Genomic DNA, 17,945 nt, shown 5'->3' with positions numbered 1-17,945 from the left:
CCTTATGAAAATAAATGCATACGTGGCCGGGGTGGGAATGACCCGCTTCGGCAAGCACCTGGACATCACCCTCAAGGGCCTGGCCGGCGAGGCCATCCGCGAGGCACTGGCGGATGCCGGGCTCACCGGCGCCGACCTGCAGGTCGCCTATATGGGCAACGCCGCCGGCGGCGTGGTCCAGGGTCAGGAGATGATAAGCGGCCAGGCTGCCCTGCGCGCATTGGGCATCGGCAGGATTCCGGTCATCAACGTGGAAAACGCCTGCGCCACCTCCTCCACCGCCTTCAACCAGGCCTGCGCCATGGTCACCGCGGGCTTGTACGACGTGGCCCTGGTGTGCGGTTTCGAGAAGCTGTTCCACGAAGACAAGATGCGCTCCTTCGCCGCCTTTGACGGCGCCGTGGATACCGAAAACGCCAATGGCGTGATGGGCGCCCTGGAAACTCTCGCCGCCAGGGCGGGCGAGGAAGTGGACAGGGCCAATGCCGGCAAGACCCGCTCCGTGTTCATGGACATTTACTCCCTGATGACTATCGCTCACATGAAAGCCTACGGCACCACCGTGGAGCAGATCGCCGGTGTCACCGCCAAGAACGCCTTCCACGGCAGCCTCAACCCCCGGGCCCAGTTCCAGGTGCCCATGACCGTCGACGAAGTGCTGGCCTCGCGCGAGATCGTCTGGCCCCTGACCCTGCCCATGTGCTCGCCCATCGGCGACGGCGCTGCCGCGGTGGTCGTGGTAAGTGAACGCAAGGCGAAACAACTGGGTCTGGGCAAGCCCGTGCGGGTGCTGTCCTCCGCCCTGGTCTCCGGCTTCGACGAGGACGAGGGCGACCTGTCGGTGGGCTCCCTCGCGGCCAACCTGGCCTACGAGGCCGCCGGCGTCGGCCCCGAGGACCTCAGCCTGATCGAACTGCACGACGCCTCCGCCCCCTCGGAAATCATTGCCTACGAGTACCTCGGCATCTGCGGGAAGGGCCGGGGCGGTGCGCTGATCGAAGACGGCAGCACCCGCCTGGGCGGTCGCCTGCCAGTGAACGTGTCCGGTGGCCTGCTGCGCAAGGGACACCCCATCGGGGCCTCCGGCGCGGCCCAGATCGTCGAACTCACCGAGCAGCTGCAGGGCCGTGCCCGCGACCGCCAGGTGCAGGACGCCCGCATCGGCCTGGCCCACAACGGCGGCGGTATGATCGGCACCGATGCCGCGGCCACCGTGGTGAGCATCCTGCGCCGGGAGGACTGAGCATGAGCGAGCACAACATGACCATCCTCGCGCAGCTGGTCCGCCACCGGTGCGACCATTGTGCCGACAAGCCCCTGCTGACCTTCGTCGATATCGACTCGCAGGGTAACTTCATCGAGGAGACCCGCAGCTACCGGCAACTCTGGGACAATGGCCAGCGCCTGGCGGCCTGGTTGAGCAGCCAGGGCATGCAGCCCGGGGACGCCTTCGCCCTGGTGATGCAGAACCACCCCGAGTTCGTCGACTTCATGGTGGCCTCCTCCATTCTCGGCACCGTTTTCGTCCCCATCGACCCCCGTACCCGCGGCGACAAGCTGCGTTACATGCTGGACTTCGCCGAGTGCCGTGGCGCTGTCGTCCCCGGCTATGCGGTGGCGGCAGTGGAGGATGCCTGGTCCGGCAGCAGCGAGCGCTGGATTGCCACCCTGTGCGGCACCCACGGTGAGCATCCGGGCATCCGCGCGGAACTGTCGCGCCCCCTGCCCGATCCGCAACTGCCGATCAACAGCGTGGCAGCGGATGCTCCGATGCAACTGCTGTACACCTCCGGCACCACCGGTGATCCCAAGGCCATCCTGTCGCCCCACGCCCGCCTGGCCGTAGCGGCCAGTCTGCCCGACCTGTTCGGCCTGGACCAGAGTGACTGCCTGTACACCGGCCTGTCCCTGACCCACGCCAATGCGCAGCTGGTCACCCTGGGTATGTCACTGAACGCAGGCATTCCCTGCGTCATCAGCCGCAAGTTCAGCAAATCACGACTGTGGGACATCACCCGACGGTACGGCTGCACGTTCTTCAATTTACTCGGAGGCATGACCACCGCAATTTACGCCGAGCCGCCCCGGGACGACGACGCCAACAACCCGGTGCGCAAGATACTCAGCGCCGGCATGCCGGCAGCGATCTGGGAAGACTTTTCCCGGCGCTTCGGGGTAGAGCTGTTCGAGTTCTACGGCGCGGCCGAGGGGGGGCTTACCTTCAACCCCACCGGGATCGGGCCGATCGGCAGCTGCGGCAAACCGCCGCCCAACCTGCAGATCGCCATCCTGGACGAAAACGGCCACCCGGTAGCCCCTGGCGTCGCCGGCGAGATCTGCTTCCGCGAGGCAGACGGCAGCTGCCCGCAGGTGGCCTACTTCAAGAACCAGGAGGCCACCGACAAGAAGCTGGCCGGCGGCTGGCTGCACATGGGCGATATCGGCCACCTCGACCAGGACGGCTGGCTGTTCTTTCACTACCGCATGGGCGGCGGCATTCGCAAGCACGGCGACTTTATCAATACCGCCTTCGTGGAGAAGGCCCTGTCCGAATGCGACTCGGTAGCGGACGCCTACGTGTACGGGCTGGCGGTGACTGCAGGCATGGCCCCGGGCGAGAAGGACATCGTCGGCGCGGTGGTGCCGGCGGACCGGGAACGCTTCGACGTCGGGGCAGTATTCGCCGCCTGCCGGGAGAAGCTGGACAGGAACAGCGTACCGGATTTCATCCAGGTGCTGGACGAGATTCCCAAGACCGCCTCGGAAAAACCCCAGGAGCGCTTCCTGGTGGAAGCCTTTGAAAACAAGCGCAGCGACGTGTACGCCGCCGACGCCTGAATGCAAGCTGGAGAGACATAACATGAGTAACTACATCAATCTGCCGCTCAGCGGCCTGGAAGAACCCCTGTCCGAGATGGAGCAGTTGGTGCAGGATACTGCCCACCGCTTCGCGGAGGAGGTGCTGCGGCCTGCCGGCACGCGGCTGGACGGGATGTCTGCCGACGACGCCATAGCCCCCGAGTCGCCCCTCTGGGCCGTGCTGGAGCAGTCCGCGGGCCTGGGACTCAGCGTCAAGGCCATGCTCGACCTGCCCCCCCTGGAGCGCGAGCGGCTGCTGCTGATTGCCGCGGAAGAACTGGCCTGGGGTGAGCCCGGCCTGGGTGGCATGGTACTGGTGAGCCAGATGCCCGGCCTGTACGCCGCCCTGGCGGGCAACCTCGACATGGTCGATTTCTGCGACGGCAAGCTGGGCTGCTGGGGCATTACCGAGCCCGACCACGGCAGCGACAGCCTCGACGCCGGCGGCAGCATCGCCGCGGTGGAGGGCGACTACGGCCGCGCCAACTGCGTGGCCCGCATCGAGGGCGACACAATCATTGTCAACGGCCAGAAGTCCGCCTGGGTATCCGGCGGCACCGTGGCCGAAGTCTGCGCCCTGTACTGCCACTACGAGGAGAACGGCGAGGTTCGTCCGGGCATATCCCTGATTGTGCCCCTGGACCTGCCCGGCGTCACCAGGGGCAAACCGCTGGAAAAGATCGGCCTGCGTGCCCTCAACCAGGGTGAGATCTACTTCGACAACGTGGAGGTGCCCCTCAGCCACTTGCTGGCCGGGCCGGAGCAGTACGTTGACTTCGTGCGCCACACCCTGGCGGAGGCCAATGTGCATGTGGCCAATATGGCCGTGGGTATCGCCCGCGCCGCCTACGAGCACGCCCACGCCTACGCCCACGAGCGCAAGCAGGGCGGCCTGCCCATCATTCGCCACCAGAGCGTCAAGTACCGGCTGTTCCACATGTTCCGCAAGGTGGAGGCCTCCCGCGCCCTGGTGCGCCGGGTCATGACCTATAATGCCACGGCGCCGGAAGCGGCCCTGCAGGGATCGATTTCCGCCAAGGTAACCGCCACCCAGTCGGCCTTCGAGGTCGCCTCGGACGCGGTGCAGATCTTCGGCGGGAACGGCCTGACCCGGGAGTACCCGGTGGAGAAACTGCTGCGGGACGCCCGCGCCATGCTGATCGCCGACGGCTGCAACGAGGTGCTCGCGCTCAAGGGCGGCAGCCTGCTCGTGAAGCCTGAACTGCTTTGAGAGGACATCGACATGACGACAAGACTGGACGGTAAAGTCGCGCTGGTAACCGGCGCGGGCGCGGGCATCGGTGAGGCCACCGCGCGGCGTTTCGCCCAGGAGGGCGCAATGGTAATCGCCACCGACCTGCGGGAAGAAGCCGTGCAGCGGGTGGCGGCTGCAATCAGCGCGGCCGGCGGCCGGGCCGAGGCACTGGCGCAGGACGTGACTGATGAGGCGCTGTGGGCCATCCTGGTGGAGGACATCGTGGCGCGGCACGGCGGCCTGCACGTACTGGTGAACAACGCCGGTATCGCCCTTCCCGGCTCGGTGGAAGACGCCACCCTGTCGGACTGGCGTACCACCCAGGCCATCAACGGCGAGAGTGTGTTCTTCGGTACCCGCGCCGCCATCGGCGCGATGAAGGAAAACGGCGGATCGATCATCAACATTTCATCCATCGAGGGGATTGTCGGCGAGGCGAACGTGGCCGCCTACAACTACAGCAAGGGCGGTGTGCGCATCTTCACCAAGTCCGCGGCGCTGCACTGCGCCAAAGAGGGCTACCCCATCCGGGTGAATTCCGTTCACCCGGGCTTCATCCTCACCGCCATGGTGGAGGAGGGAATCGCCTCCATGCCCCAGGCAGTGCAGGACGAAATGCAGGACCGCTTGCGCCGCGAAATCCCCATGGGCGGCGCCATGGGCGAACCCCTGGATATCGCCAACGGCTGCCTGTTCCTGGCTTCGGATGAGTCCAAATACATGACCGGCTCAGAACTGGTGATCGACGGCGGCTACACCTGCCACTGACCGCCAGGTCACGCAGACACAGCGAGGATAATATGCACAAGTACACCGCACCCGGCTGGGCGAGAACCATCTACGAGGTATCCGGCAAACTGACCGAGGACTTTGGCGGCGGCCCACGCCACCTGAAGGTGGCCTGGGTCATCAACCTGCACAAGATCATTACCCTGTTCATCATCTACGGCATGATGCTGCACTTCGACAACTTCAGCACGGCCGCCTGGGTCTACCTGGGCTTGCACGGCATCTACGGTTACTGCTGGCTGGTCAAGGATTTCGGCTTTCGCGACGGCAGTTTCGAGACCCGGGTGACCTACGGTGGTGCCGTGATGACCTACCTGGTGTTGATCGCCTGGTACTGGCTGCTGCCCTACCTGTTCCTGTCGCGGCATGTAGAGCCTTCGGGGCCCATACTGTTCCTCGCAGTCGCCATGCACACCCAGGGTATCACCTGGATGATAGCCGGCGACTGCCAGAAGTACTTCTCGCTGAAGTACCGCAAGGGACTGATCAACGATGGCGTGTTCAGCTTCACGCGCAACCCCAACTTCCTGGGGGAAATCATGATCTACGGGGCCTATGCAATTCTCGCCAATCACTGGCTGGGTTACCTGGTATTGGCTTATGCCTGCCTGTTCTTCTACTCGCGGATGCAAGTGAAGGACGCCTCGATCTCGCGCTACCCTGATTGGGACGCCTACGCAATCCGCTCGAGTCGCCTGCTGCCGTGGAAGGTACTTGTTGCACCATTCAGACCACAACTGGAGGAAACCAGATTGTGAATACTGCAATGACCAGGCGCCTGTTTACCGCGGCCGCCCTGTTCAACTGGGTGGTCGCCCTGGGTCTTTTTCTCATACCTGGCGTATTTCTCGGACTGTTTGCGGTGACGCCGGCACCGGAGCAGACCCTGTGGACACAGCAGTTCGCCGGGTTGGTGTTCATTTTTGGTATTGGCTACTACCAGGCATCAAAAGACCTGGCAACCCTGGCGCCGGTGATTCGGCTGGCGGTGTGGGGCAAATGGGGCGTGGTGGCGATTGCCGCACTCAACGTACTGACCGGCGACATCAGCTGGCAATTCCTGATCCCTGCCTCCGCCGATGGCGTGTTCGCCATACTCTTTACCCTGGCGCTCCGGTCGCTGCCGGGCAAGTGACGCTCAGCCGTTCGCATCGGGCCGCATCCGGGTGCACGCTGAACAATGCCGCAGGATGCTTCCCCAAACTGCTTTCCCGTGGCAGTGACTACCGGGTGCGGCAGGGCCACTGGTATTCCGACTAGGCCCTGAGCACTCGCTTCATCAGCTGCTGTGCATCCACCTCAACGGGCAGTGTGCCATAGTACTGGCCATGTTCCCCGGTGAGGCGGGAGCTCACATAGGCCGCGGCGATCTCGCTGTCGGCGAATTGAATGAGCGTACTTGCCTGCCAGGCAAGGGCCAGCTTTTCCACCAGGCTACGCGCACGGTATTCCAGTTTTTGCAGATCCTCGATCTCACCCTGCAGCGCCGCCAGGTAGCGATCAAATACCTCGTAGCGCCCCGCTGCCCTGGCCAGCTCGGCCATAAAGGCATGCATCACCTGCGGGTCCTTTTGCATGGCACGCAGCACGTCCAGGCACTGCACGTTGCCGCTGCCCTCCCAGATCGCGTTTATCGGGCTTTCGCGATAGAGGCGCGGCAGTACATTGTCTTCAACCACGCCAACACCACCGATGCATTCCATGCACTCATAGGTGAACTGTGCCGTGCGTTTACAAATCCAGTACTTGCCAATGGCCGTGGCCACGCGGCTGAAGCGCGCCTCCTGCTGGTCATCCGGCTTAGCTTGCAGATTGTCCAGGCTGTGGGCAATACGCATGGCAATGGCCAACGCCGCTTCGCTTTCGATAGCGAGATCCGCCAGCACATTTTGCATCAGTGGTTGCTGGTGCAGATTCTTACCAAATGCGGCGCGGCCACCGGTGTGGTGATAGGCCTGCGCCAGGGCCTGGCGCATGATGCCGGCAGACCCGACCATGCAATCGAAACGGGTCATGGAAACCATCTCGATGATGGTGCGCACGCCGCGCCCTTCTTCACCGATCATCCAGGCAAAGGCACCGCGGTACTCGACTTCACTGGAGGCGTTGGACACATTGCCCATTTTGTCTTTCAGGCGCTGCAGGTACATTTCGTTTTTACGGCCATCGGGACGCCAGCGCGGTAACAGGAAGCAGCTCAGGCCTCTGCTATTGCCCTGCTCATCATGGGTATGGGCAAGCACCAGGAAGGCATCGCACATGGGGGCACTGCAAAACCACTTGTGCCCGACGATTTCATAGGCTTCTCCGGGACCGGCTTTCTCCAGCGGATAGGCTGTTGTGGTGTTGGCACGGACGTCACTACCACCCTGCTTTTCCGTCATGGCCATGCCAATGGTCAGGCCCTGCTTGTCGTAAAACGGAATGTTGCGCCCGTCATAGTGATTGGCGGTAATTTTCGGCAACCACTGTTCGGCGATGTCTGGTTGGTGCATGAGCGCTGGCACGGCGGCAAAGGTCATGGTCAAGGGGCAACCGGAACCCGGGTCCGCCTGCGTGTGCATATACTCAATAGCGGCTCGCGCCACATGGGCGCCTGGCTTTTTCTCACGCCAGGGCAGGCTGTGGTGACCGGCTTCAATGGCGGTCTGCATTAACAGGTGATAGCCGGGATGAAAATCCACCTGGTCGATGCGTTCACCGAAACGATTGTGAGACCTGAATTCCGGCTTGTATTTATTGGCCGCAAAGCCGGCTTCAAACAGGTCAGAGCCAGCACGCTGTCCATAGACTGTCAGTTCACGTTCATGCCATTGCGCGCCGAAGGTTTGCACCCAATGCTGGAGTGCCGGATCGGATGTGTACACATTGTAAGGATCCAGCGCTGTGGGCTGATTGAATACCTCATGGGTTTCCCCATGACAGAGCGATTGCGCAGTGTCGGTGGGCTGCTGCGTTTGTGGTTGCGACATGGGGGCCTCCTGATGTTTTAGCCCCGCGCTGCTGCAGGGGCTCTACATTTGTAACCCTGGACCAGGCCTGCCAGCCCGGGCGCTGCAGGCGCGCTGCCGTGAAGCCAGGCACCGACAGTGTGGCTGGATATGCTCTGCGGGACAAGTCACGCCACAAGAGGGGCCTACTCTTGCAAGGACAGATGCCGCCGAAAGGTCTCCACTAGAAATGCCGCCACCTGCTGCAGAGCAGGTGACCGCCAGCGGCGGTGGTGATACAACAGGTGAACCTCCGGAGCATTGGGCATTTGCCACTGTGGCAATAATCGCTGCAAGGTGCCGGCGGCCAACTCCTGGTGGATCAAAAAGCGGGGTAACACCGCCACACCACTGCCCGCCAGTACCAGGGCTTTCATTACCTGGATATCATTGAGCTTTAAATTACCGCTGACATTCACCACCGCAGGCTCACCGGACTGGTAAAACGTCCACTCCCGGGTAAACGGCAAGGTTGGGTAGTGCGCGAATAAACAGTTGTGCCGGGTTAAATCATCCGGCCTCACGGGCGCTCCGTGCTGTTTGATGTAGCCAGGGCTGGCGACCAGGCGGGCCGGGAGATAACCCAGGCTGCGGGCCACCAGGCTACTGTCAGGCAGGTCGCCGATAGTCACCGCCATATCCACATTTTCAGCCAGGTTTGACGGCGCTCCCTGCTGCAGCATTAACTCCAGCGACAACTTGGGGTGACACTGCAAAAAGCTTCCCAGTTCGGGCGCCAACAGCTGCTCGGCGAATACCGCTGATATCGCCAACCTGACCGTGCCGGCCGGTTCGCTGTGAAAACTGTGCGCCGTTTCGCTGGCATGTCGATAAGCAGCCAACATCGGCTCCACGTCCGCCAGCAGGCGCTGGCCGACGTCCGTCAACTGCACCTTGCGCGGGCTGCGCTGAAACAGCCGCACCCGCAGCGACGCCTCCAGTTTCGCTATCTGCTTGCTGATATGCGACTTGGAGACACCCAGCGTCTCGGCCGCCCGGGTAAAGCTACCCTCCTGGGCGACCGTGCCAAAAACCAGATACTGCTCGATCACTACTGTTTCCAATAATGGGCACAAAACAGCAAAACAATAGCCCAATAGATTCCAAATGGAAACAATAAGATTCCAGCCACGCGCTACCAGCCACCGGTCAGCTGCCGTACAGTAGCCCGGCATCAACAATAGGAGGCAACCGTGAAAAAACTCGCCATCGCTGCGGCCGTTATTGCCGTTATCGCAATAGCCGCCAGCCAACTGTTCAACCCCGCCGACCTGGTGGGTTCCACACAAAAGCGCAATGACGCCCTGATCGAGGAACAGCTGGCCTACCACTACGGCGTTACCGCCTACCTGTACGGTTACCCGCTGGTCGACATGCACAAGCAAATGCACAACGAGACCCATCGCGTCAGTGCCGACCAGAACACCTATGCGCCGGTGAACCGCTTTTTCCGCTTCCCGAACCTGGTCGAACCGGAGACTTCCGGTAACTTTCGTGCCCCCAATAACGACACGCTGTATTACACCGCGTGGTTTGATATCAGCGAACAGCCGCTGATTATCCATACCCCCGATACCGCGGGCCGCTATTTCACTATCGCCGTTACCAACCTCTATGCCGAGGTCAGCCATATCGGTCGCCGCACCACCGGCACCGAGGAAGGCTACTTTGCCCTGGTCCCTCCCCACTGGCAGGGGGAGTTACCCGACGGGGTGGTTGCCATTCCCACCGAAACCAATAAAGGCTGGCTGCTGGGCCGCATGCTGGTTGACGGCGCCGACGATTTCGATGCCGCCATGGGCCTGGTAGAAGACGTGTGGGCGGCATCGCTGGATGAATTCACCATGGGCCAACGCCCGCCCCTGCCGGCGGAGAAAAGCGCTCAGGCCATCGACCCGCTGGATAACATCGACTTTTTTACCGTGATGAACCGCGAACTGAAAACCCTGCCCGCCCGCCCCGGGGAAGCGGCATTGATGGCCATGTTCGATCAAATTGGCGTTGGCCCCGGGCAGCAATTTGACCCCGCCGCTTTAAGCGAGGCAGCGCGCAAGGGGCTGGAGCGCGCGATTGTCGACGGCCAGGCCATTGTGGCCGCAGGCTCAGCGCGGACCATCCCGGACTTCAACGGCTGGATGATCTCCAAGCATATCGGCCGCTACGGCTATAAATACATGCACCGCGCCGCCGTGGTCAAAGGTGGCTATGGCAATTTGCCGGAAGAGAGCCTGTATCCCGCTGCGCTGACCGATAACGAGGACCAGCTGTTGCACGGCAGCAATACCTATCAGCTGCACTTTGCAGCGGACCAGATGCCGCCAGTGGATGGTTTCTGGTCACTGTCGCTGTACACCCTCGGCGACAGCCTGCTGGCCCCCAATGAGCTGCGTCGATACAGCATTGGTGACCGCACCAGAGACCTGCATTACAACGATGACGGTTCACTCGTCATCACCCTGAGCCACGCCCGACCGGACAGCACTCAGGCCAACTGGTTGCCCGCCCCCGAGGGATATTTTGTCGCCGTGATGCGCCTCTACGAGCCCAGCGAAGCGGCACTGGACAACAGCTACCAACTGCCGCGTATCAGGATCGTTAAATAGGCGGCAAGCGGAGAGTAATGGTGCCTCTCATACTGCCTGGGCGCAGTCAGGTGCCCCGCGCCCGGTAATGCCCCTGGCCCTCCTTGCCATCAATCGGTTTGTTGCACGGTGGGCGGCGTCCATTGCCCCGTGAGGGCAGGCGTCCGGGGACCGTAAAGCCGCATGACGAGATAAAATGGGCCGTCGGGCGCGGGTAGCCAGTTCGACTCCAGGTTCTTGCCGGGTGAGTCCTTGCCGATGTGAAGCACCAGGGAGCCGTCTTCCTCCCGTTTGAACTGGTCCAGCATCACGGAGCTCAGGAGGTAACGATCGAGCGGATTGTCGATAAACAGCTGTGTCTTCCCGTCATACAGACTCAACGACCAGAATGCCTTGACCGGCGGCAGACTGCCTTGCGGGAACGTCAGCGTATAACGCTGACTCGATCCGTCCAGGGGCTTGCCGCTGGCATCGGTCCGGTAGAGGGGGTAGATCGCTTCTGTGGCTGAATTGCCGTATAAACCCATCTGTGCGGCGGCAGCGCGGAGCATATCCGGCCTCTCCAGCCCGTAGTTTTGTGCCGCGCTGTCGGCCAGGAAGGCGCGCGTGCCGAAAATCTTGCCGCTGGCGAGTGGATCGCTGAGCAGCCCGGCGATGAAGGCCTTCATGTCGGTGAGCCCTGCTTGTATACCGGCCTGCAGGGCCTGTACCTGTTCCGGCGACAGGGTATCGAGGCGGAAGTCACTACCTGGGCCAATGCCCAGGCGCGCCAGCTTCGCCCACAGCGCTTCCTCACCGGGTCCCGGATGCTGGAGCAGGTCCAGCATGAAATCGAGGTAAGCAAAAAACCGCTCATCCACCTGTGCGCCCTCCTCCCAGGCCGGAAAGTCGGGCCGCGCCGGCGCGGCCGGAGCCGCCTGGCCAAGGAAGGCGCTCAGCGGCTGTAACTGATACTGCGCCTGAATGGTTTTGACCTGTTCCAGATCATCCGGGCCCAACAGCTGCGTCCGGGTGACACTGAAAGCGAAGCGGGTTTCCGAACGGATCACCGCGGTGATGCCCGCGGGCGTGTCCCCGTCCCAGTCCGGTCCCGCCAGCAGGTAGTGGCCCCTATCGCTGCCCGTGGTCAGCTTGCCGATGTAGGCGAAGTTGTGGGTGTACAGATCGATGAGCTGAAAGCTGTAGTAACGCGCCGCGTCGATTGCCGGCACCGAGAGCACCAGCGGTTCGGCCCGCAGATCCATCCAGAACATGCAGTAGGGCGTATCCGAGTTCGGTGTCACGACCGTTTTGTCGGCCGGAGTGAACACCCGCGCCTCGCAGGCGACCCGGTTGAAAGGGCCCTTGTAGTCTGGATTCCCGGTATCGACCGTGTACTGGTACAGGGTCTTGTAATTCATGACCATGGGGAAGCCATAGACGTAGCCGTCGCGGGCAATGTCCACGATTTCGGCGGGCTGCAGTGACGCCGTCTGCGCCACAGCCAGCGACCAGGTGAGAGAAAACCCAATGGCCGCCAGCAGGCCCGCTGGCGTGGATGCGCGCTTCATTTCCTTTACTCCAGTCAGAGATGCTCCCATCCAGTCTAGTCCAGTTTTGAGCGGGTGTTGCTGCATTTCAATGCCCCAGCAGGGCCCGCAAAACCCAGAATACCAGCATGGCCACCACGATGGTCAGCAGATGGTTGCGGCTGCGCCAGGCGGTGAGCGCGGCAACCAGCAGCGCGCAGGCCTCGGGGGCACCTATCGCGATCTCGCCGCCGGGGCCGATCAACATGGTCACCACCAGGGCCGCCATCACCGAGGGGCCGACATACTCCATCGCCACCCGCACATTGGGCGGTATCTGCCGGTTGGCCAGTGCGATAATGAACACCGCGCGGCTGAAATAGGTGCCCAGCCCGGCGATAACGATGGCCAGCATGCCAGTCACTGCCGGCGCTCCAGCAACAGGCCCACGGCGACGCCCGTAACCGCACCCAGCAGCAGCCCCGAGCGATGCGGCAGTTCCGCCGCCAGCAGTGTGACCAGCCCCGCCGCCAGCGCCGCCATCGCCTTCGGCCAGCGATCGATGCCCATCACCAGCAGCGCCAGGAACATCACCGGTACGGCAAAGGCCAGGCCCCAGTCCTGCGGTACCGCGGGGCCGACAATCAGTGCCAGGGCCGTGCACAGGATCCACAGCGACCAGAAGGTCATGCCCGCGCTCAGGTAATAAATGCGGAAGCTGCGCGGATCGTCATCGATGCGCAGTATGCACAGCGCAAACACCTGGTCGATCAGGAAGTAGGCGCCGACCCAGCGGAACCAGGGGGGCTGCTGCTGGAAGGTGGGGGCCATGGCGGCGGAGTACATGAGGTGGCGGGCATTGACGATCAGCGCAGCAGTGACCGCAGCCGCCAGGGCGGCGCCCTCCCCCAGCAGCGTCAGCAGGGTCAGCTGCGAGGCCCCGCCGTAGATCACCAGCGAACTGCTCCAGCCCACGGCCGGCAGCATGCCGGTTTCGAGGATGACGATCGCCAGCATCAGGGTGAAGGGAATGGCGGGAATAAACAGCGGCAGCGCATCGCCGATGCCGCGGCGGACTGTGTGGAGGGTATCGTTCATGCCGATAGTCTAACCGAAAACACGGGGACACGGTCCGGCCGTGTTGCAGCGCCAAAGCCCGCAAGCCGGGTGCTGACCCGCCGAGTATGTACTGGAATGTGTGCGCCTTATTCAGTGGCCCGGTTCGGCCATATCGACTTGCAGTATTCGATTGCCCGAGAAGGTTCCGATGAACAAGGTGGAACCCACTTTTAAACCAACGGTACCCGCGCCCATTGGAGCATTCGGATCATAAAACAGCGTTTGCTCTTCGAGCGAGCCTGGGTTCAGCTCAACAATAGAAAATGCTATCGGGCAAACTCCAAGCTCAGCGGAGGTACAACGAGCAAAATCATCCACGCTGGCCGAACCGGTAAATGAAGCCGCCACCAAAACCTGTGCATCGGCTGACCACTTTATATTATCGACTGATTTCACCACAGCACTATCGAGCACCTCACCGCTCTGCGCATCGATCTTCTTGACCAGGTTCTCCCCCGAGTAGACGACAAAGAGCGTCTTACCGTCCTTGCTGGCAGCAATCCCGTTAAGCATATGACCTTCACTACGTGGCACAGGATCAAATCCGGAGCGTTTGCTCCACCGATAAACCAGACCTGACGGGCTTCCCGGATCTGCATTCCATGACGAGCTTGTTGATTGCATTTTGGTGGCAAAAAGTTCCCCGTCGCGGCCCGCCGCTACCGAATTCAGGCTTGTATCCTCGGACGCGACTGCGCAACCTCTCCATAGCAGTCGCGGCACCCTGTCTGTATCTACAAGTTCAAAAAACTCAATGGACTCTCGCCCGCCATGCTGGACGACTAGCAACTGCCATCGCCCATCTGCACGCTGGCTGAGATCAATACCGTGCGGGCTGAAAACAGTCCCTGGCGGATCCTCGCAGGATTTATCCCCCCAATACTCGGTGGGCTGTTCGTGACTATCACCGGAATATCCCAGTCGACGCGTCTGCGTTGTAATATCATAGAAGACCAGCGCACCCGGCTCAGTACCGTGATTATCGCCAAACTCACTTACCAGCAGCGTCTCCTTGTCTGGCAGTAAGGCCAGGTCCTCCGGGTTGGAAAAAAAACATAAAGGCGTGGTGTTCGCGTATTTCTGGCACTGTACCTCACCAGAGTAACCTGTAACGGATACCGGTGTGTTTTCAGCGAGCGCGCCAGCATCGACGAAGAAAAAAAGCAAGCTGAACGAGGCCAATAAATCCCTGATTTTCATAACAGATATCCCTCTTGGGCGAAATAGCGTTCACTGTCGTACCCTGCAGCGAGTTGGTGGAAGGTGCCGGCTGAGCCAGCGACCATACACTATATGACGACACTGGCAGTGGAGACAGCGAGAGAACAATCAAGGCCGGCGTCAACCATCAGCATGCCCACAGATACAAAAAAATGGCAATAAACGAATTTTCCAGAACGGAATTACAGCACGTCACCGGCGCGTTAGTAGTTTATTTCGGAGGATCGATATATCAGCTTCATTCAAACCGAGGACACTGTGGAAATAGTAATCCAGGCTTCCGTATTGTTCCTCTATCCCCTCCAGCGCTGCCTGTATATACGTCGGGTCCGGGATAGCCAGGGCTGGCTGATTAACCAGCTCTTTCGGGTAGACTTTGGAGTCTATGCCCACCCACTCAACGGGATCAAGAGCGCTTGCCTCGTAATCCTCCAGTATTGTCTGTCTTGGCACGCCAAGAACACTCAGGACCAGAGCGGCCGCAACACCGGTGCGATCCTTACCTGCTGTGCAATGAAACAACATCGGCACAGCATTATCAGATAACAGCGCTGCGAACATGGCGCGATAGGAATCCGCGTACCGTCCTCCCATAGAGCTGTAGTTTCTGATCATAATACCGCGCCAGTCAACTTCCTGGCCCGAGGACTGCATATCAAGCAGTTTTTGAAAAGACGACGAGAGAGAGGTCTTTAACGAATCATCCTGGCATCCTTCTACCTGGTGGGAACCGGGAAGCTGTGGATCAGGCCGCTCCTCACGTTCCGCCAGGGTACGAAAGTCACAAATACTCCGAATGCCCAACGCAGCAAGCGCTGTTTGCTCAGCGGGCAAAAGCCCGCTGAGGTTACCAGAGCGGTATAGAACACCTTGCCGGAGGGTATGGCCATCGATTGTCTTATACCCCCCCAAATCACGAAAGTTTCTGCCTGCTATACCGATCGAAGACGGGAGTGTAACTTCAGCGGTATCAACGGCATACCCTTCTGGTGCTGAGTCCGCTGCAGGCGCGGTGAGCCATAGTGATAATGGTACGGCTATAATGGCGCACCCGCGTTTGATTGGAGGCAAAATGGACAAATCCCCTGAGTCCCCTTTTTCAGAATTCATAAGCTAGAGAAACAGCCCAGGTTCGAGGCATGTTATACGCGCCGGTAACGAAAGGGCCGACGTTGTAGCTATTGCTAAGAACACGCTTGTCTGACAGGTTCTTACCTTCAAGCGCCAAACGCCAGCTGCCGTCCAATGTGGTAAAAGTCGCTATGGCGTTCCATGTGGTGTAAGCCTCCTGGTACTGTGACTCCGCCACCGTGCTGGTGAGATCAATAGGCGAGTTCGTGTAGGCGTCGTCACGATAGGCGATGTCGGCTCCCAGCAAGATATGACCCAGGCTCGAAACGTCGAAGTCGTACATCACACGGGCCTGCGCTGTCCACTGGGGAGAGAATCCCAATGCCGTGGTATCTGCGATGTCCTCACCGCCACTCTGATAGGACTTCACCTCCGCATCCAGATAGCCAACATTCACGCCAATGGTCAGGCCGTCCACTGATGGCAACCAGGTTAACTCGATCTCAGCGCCACTGGTTTCCACCTCACCCACGTTCCCCACCTGAGCTTGTAGGTCGGTTTCAGTCAGCACAATGGTTTGCAACTGCTTGTCACTGTAATCGTTAAAGAATGCTTCGCCATTAACACGCAGCGTGCCATCCAGCCACGTACTCTTCATGCCAACCGTGTAGGCATCTACCACTTCGGGCTCGTAACTGTCTGCATCCTGTGAGTCCCGCTGGAAACCACCCGACTTGAATCCCTGCTGATAAGCGGTATAGAGCATCAGGTCTTCAGCAGCAAACCAGGTCAGGCGGGCACTTGGCGAGAACTGGGACCACGAGTCATCTCCACCGGTATTTTCTGGGAAAACATCGCGAACCGCTTCAGAATTGAATGCCGGCGGAGCGAACTGGGAGGCCCAGTAGGCAAACAATGGGCTCTGGGCTGCTGTGGCCTCTTGCCCAGGTCTCACCGAAACAATAGCCTCCGGGGGAAAGCCGGCCAGACCCGCGTAGGCAAAATAGGTCCGGTCTACCGTTGCCAGCGTTGTTTCAGCTTTCTTGTCCTGGGTGTATCGCCCACCAAAGGACAACTGCCATTTTTCAGTGATGTCCCAATCGATCGTACCGTAGGCCGACATGGATTCGAGCTCGCGATCGGACACGTAGGTGTCTTTGGTCTGCTGTAAGATTGCTCGCAGTCGATCGTATTGATAGGTAAAGGAAGGTCTTTCCTCTAACCCGTCCAGGTAATACAGCCCCATCACTGCGTGTAGATTTTCCCCCTCGAAGTTAAACTGAAACTCCTGCGACAGGTCTTCATTCTCAACCGTATCATTGATCGTAGTTATAAACTGCTGATTGGAACCGTCGAAATCATAAGGCGTGACAAACTCCGAGGTGCGACTGGCGGTGACGGATTTAAAGTCCCAGTGCTCGGAAAGTTCCCACTGCAGTGTTAGAGATATTGTAGTTGTATCAATTTTATACTTGTCAAAACCATCGACAAACTCTGTCGAAACCGTATCAATATCGGATGGCAGAGATGCGTCGTTGGGTGTATCGACAAGGCCTGTACCGGGGCCGAGGAACCTGTTGGCGCCGCTGATCACAAAATCGATTGCACCCAGAGTATTTGAGTCAACATAAACCCGGTTGGGTATACTCGGCGCCGAGCGATCCCTCGAGTGATCAGCAGAGAGCTTCAATCGCAGTGAGTCAGTCGCGTTCCACAACAGACTTCCACGAAATGCCTGTATGTCTTCACTCCAATAATCATCCCGATTGAATGTATTGGTTTGGATCCCATCTCGATCTTTGTAAACTGCTGCGAAGCTCCCGAGCAGGGTAGAGCCGATAATTGGGCCTGAAATACTGCCCTTGACCTCTTTCATATCGAATCTGCCAGTGCCGATCTCGACCCTACCTTCCAATTCTTCGGTCGGTTCTTTGGAAATGAACTTTATCGCACCGCCAATGGTATTACGGCCGTAGAGATTGCCCTGAGGTCCCTTGAGCACCTCGACTCGCTCTACATCGTAAACATCCAGCAGAGCGCCGGTGGTCTGATTCAGATAGACATCGTCTACATAGATACCTACACCCTGGTCAAAGCCGACATCATTTCCGATCCCGCGAATGAATACGGATACCCCGCCCGCCGCCAACCCGCCAGTGGTGGTCAAGGTGACATTCGGGGACATACGCTCAAGGTCAAGAATGTTATCGACCTGGGCGTTGCGCAAGGTGTCGGCATTGAAAGAGCTCACCGCCATGGGCACGTCCTGCAGACTCTCTGCCCGTTTGCGCGCGGTGACGATAACCTCTTCGAGCACCTGCGCGTCGACGAAATCGGTGAATCCAGTGGCTGCAACCACGGCGATTGCCAGAAGCGTCTTTGTAGAACGATTGCTTTGCATCAGAATTTGCTCCCATCTCATAATAATTATGGGTCTTCCCCAATCATGGTGGGTAATCATTGACGAACTCCAGCCGGATACAACTGTAGGCCGCCGAGATGGAAGTAGATGGCATCGCGGAATCGTTGCTTGTTGCGGAACCCTCGCGCT

At 60.1% G+C, this 17,945-nt stretch carries 15 protein-coding genes; 7 read left to right on the top strand and 8 right to left on the bottom strand.

Translation table 11 applies throughout. From position 1 onward, the window contains the following. Positions 1–4: 4 nt before the first annotated feature. The 6 genes from DWB85_RS14210 to DWB85_RS14185 are packed head-to-tail and all read left to right on the top strand — an operon-like array spanning position 5 to position 6,038. Positions 5–1,243 carry a thiolase family protein gene (locus tag DWB85_RS14210; RefSeq protein WP_117955919.1) on the top strand — a complete coding sequence of 413 codons (1,239 nt, stop codon included), beginning with the start codon at positions 5–7 and terminating at the stop codon, positions 1,241–1,243. Between the two features lie 2 nt (positions 1,244–1,245). Next, a complete protein-coding gene (locus DWB85_RS14205) occupies positions 1,246–2,838 on the top strand; it encodes a class I adenylate-forming enzyme family protein (RefSeq protein ID WP_117955917.1) in 1,593 nt (530 codons plus the stop codon). A gap of 22 nt (positions 2,839–2,860) precedes the next feature. After that, the gene (locus DWB85_RS14200) at positions 2,861–4,090 is read left to right on the top strand and encodes an acyl-CoA dehydrogenase family protein (protein ID WP_117955914.1); all 1,230 of its coding nucleotides are present in this window, start codon (positions 2,861–2,863) and stop codon (positions 4,088–4,090) included. A gap of 12 nt (positions 4,091–4,102) precedes the next feature. Beyond that, entirely contained in the window at positions 4,103–4,882 is a 780-nt protein-coding gene (locus tag DWB85_RS14195; protein WP_117955912.1) for a glucose 1-dehydrogenase, read from the top strand. A 32-nt stretch (positions 4,883–4,914) separates the two neighbouring features. Further along, positions 4,915–5,661, top strand: coding sequence for a DUF1295 domain-containing protein (locus tag DWB85_RS14190; protein WP_117955910.1), 747 nt, complete (start codon positions 4,915–4,917; stop codon positions 5,659–5,661). Continuing rightward, positions 5,658–6,038 (top strand): hypothetical protein, encoded by a 381-nt coding sequence (locus DWB85_RS14185; RefSeq protein WP_133300627.1) that lies wholly within the window; start codon positions 5,658–5,660, stop codon positions 6,036–6,038. The genes DWB85_RS14190 and DWB85_RS14185 overlap by 4 nt, the downstream gene beginning before the upstream one ends. 121 nt (positions 6,039–6,159) lie before the next feature. On the opposite strand, the gene DWB85_RS14180 is transcribed toward DWB85_RS14185, so the two are convergent. After that, on the bottom strand, positions 6,160–7,875 hold the full coding sequence (locus DWB85_RS14180; RefSeq protein ID WP_117955905.1) for an acyl-CoA dehydrogenase family protein: 1,716 nt from the start codon (positions 7,873–7,875) through the stop codon (positions 6,160–6,162). A gap of 164 nt (positions 7,876–8,039) precedes the next feature. Beyond that, entirely contained in the window at positions 8,040–9,146 is a 1,107-nt protein-coding gene (locus DWB85_RS14175; RefSeq protein WP_162846135.1) for a LysR family transcriptional regulator, read from the bottom strand. On the opposite strand from DWB85_RS14175, the gene DWB85_RS14170 reads away from it, so the two are divergent. Beyond that, positions 9,087–10,496, top strand: a complete 1,410-nt coding sequence (locus DWB85_RS14170) for a DUF1254 domain-containing protein (protein WP_162846134.1) — start codon at positions 9,087–9,089, stop codon at positions 10,494–10,496. The genes DWB85_RS14175 and DWB85_RS14170 overlap by 60 nt on opposite strands. A gap of 89 nt (positions 10,497–10,585) precedes the next feature. Here the strand turns inward: DWB85_RS14170 and DWB85_RS14165 are convergent, their stop codons facing one another. The 6 genes from DWB85_RS14165 to DWB85_RS14140 all read right to left on the bottom strand — a co-directional run bounded on the left by DWB85_RS14165 (position 10,586) and on the right by DWB85_RS14140 (position 17,855). After that, positions 10,586–12,025: a DUF1254 domain-containing protein gene (locus tag DWB85_RS14165; protein WP_205422749.1), complete on the bottom strand. Its 1,440-nt coding sequence runs from the start codon at positions 12,023–12,025 to the stop codon at positions 10,586–10,588. Positions 12,026–12,092: 67 nt separating this feature from the next. Next, positions 12,093–12,398: an AzlD domain-containing protein gene (locus DWB85_RS14160; RefSeq protein WP_239017339.1), complete on the bottom strand. Its 306-nt coding sequence runs from the start codon at positions 12,396–12,398 to the stop codon at positions 12,093–12,095. Between the two features lie 5 nt (positions 12,399–12,403). Next, positions 12,404–13,081 (bottom strand): AzlC family ABC transporter permease, encoded by a 678-nt coding sequence (locus tag DWB85_RS14155; protein ID WP_117955893.1) that lies wholly within the window; start codon positions 13,079–13,081, stop codon positions 12,404–12,406. A 111-nt stretch (positions 13,082–13,192) separates the two neighbouring features. Then, positions 13,193–14,302, bottom strand: coding sequence for an SMP-30/gluconolactonase/LRE family protein (locus DWB85_RS14150; protein WP_117955890.1), 1,110 nt, complete (start codon positions 14,300–14,302; stop codon positions 13,193–13,195). Between the two features lie 213 nt (positions 14,303–14,515). Next, complete coding sequence (locus DWB85_RS14145) at positions 14,516–15,433, bottom strand: tyrosine-protein phosphatase (protein WP_117955888.1); 918 nt, start codon at positions 15,431–15,433, stop codon at positions 14,516–14,518. Continuing rightward, positions 15,423–17,855 (bottom strand): TonB-dependent receptor, encoded by a 2,433-nt coding sequence (locus DWB85_RS14140; protein ID WP_117955885.1) that lies wholly within the window; start codon positions 17,853–17,855, stop codon positions 15,423–15,425. Before DWB85_RS14140 ends, DWB85_RS14145 begins: the two co-directional genes overlap by 11 nt. Between the last annotated feature and the right edge of the window lie 90 nt (positions 17,856–17,945).

This window comes from Seongchinamella sediminis (genome assembly GCF_003457605.1).
GTDB classification, from domain to species: Bacteria; Pseudomonadota; Gammaproteobacteria; order Pseudomonadales; family Halieaceae; genus Halioglobus; species Halioglobus sediminis.
Note: the sequence above shows the minus strand (reverse complement) of the source record. Positions and strands in the feature narration are given on the sequence as shown.

Coding starts and splice junctions, on each gene's coding strand:
- DWB85_RS14210 (WP_117955919.1), top strand. CDS start 5: ATGAAAATAAATGCATACGTGGCCGGGGTGGGAATGACCCGCTTCGGC.
- DWB85_RS14205 (WP_117955917.1), top strand. CDS start 1,246: ATGAGCGAGCACAACATGACCATCCTCGCGCAGCTGGTCCGCCACCGG.
- DWB85_RS14200 (WP_117955914.1), top strand. CDS start 2,861: ATGAGTAACTACATCAATCTGCCGCTCAGCGGCCTGGAAGAACCCCTG.
- DWB85_RS14195 (WP_117955912.1), top strand. CDS start 4,103: ATGACGACAAGACTGGACGGTAAAGTCGCGCTGGTAACCGGCGCGGGC.
- DWB85_RS14190 (WP_117955910.1), top strand. CDS start 4,915: ATGCACAAGTACACCGCACCCGGCTGGGCGAGAACCATCTACGAGGTA.
- DWB85_RS14180 (WP_117955905.1), bottom strand. CDS start 7,875: ATGTCGCAACCACAAACGCAGCAGCCCACCGACACTGCGCAATCGCTC.
- DWB85_RS14165 (WP_205422749.1), bottom strand. CDS start 12,025: ATGAAGCGCGCATCCACGCCAGCGGGCCTGCTGGCGGCCATTGGGTTT.
- DWB85_RS14160 (WP_239017339.1), bottom strand. CDS start 12,398: ATGCTGGCCATCGTTATCGCCGGGCTGGGCACCTATTTCAGCCGCGCG.
- DWB85_RS14155 (WP_117955893.1), bottom strand. CDS start 13,081: ATGAACGATACCCTCCACACAGTCCGCCGCGGCATCGGCGATGCGCTG.
- DWB85_RS14150 (WP_117955890.1), bottom strand. CDS start 14,302: ATGAAAATCAGGGATTTATTGGCCTCGTTCAGCTTGCTTTTTTTCTTC.
- DWB85_RS14145 (WP_117955888.1), bottom strand. CDS start 15,433: ATGAATTCTGAAAAAGGGGACTCAGGGGATTTGTCCATTTTGCCTCCA.
- DWB85_RS14140 (WP_117955885.1), bottom strand. CDS start 17,855: ATGATTACCCACCATGATTGGGGAAGACCCATAATTATTATGAGATGG.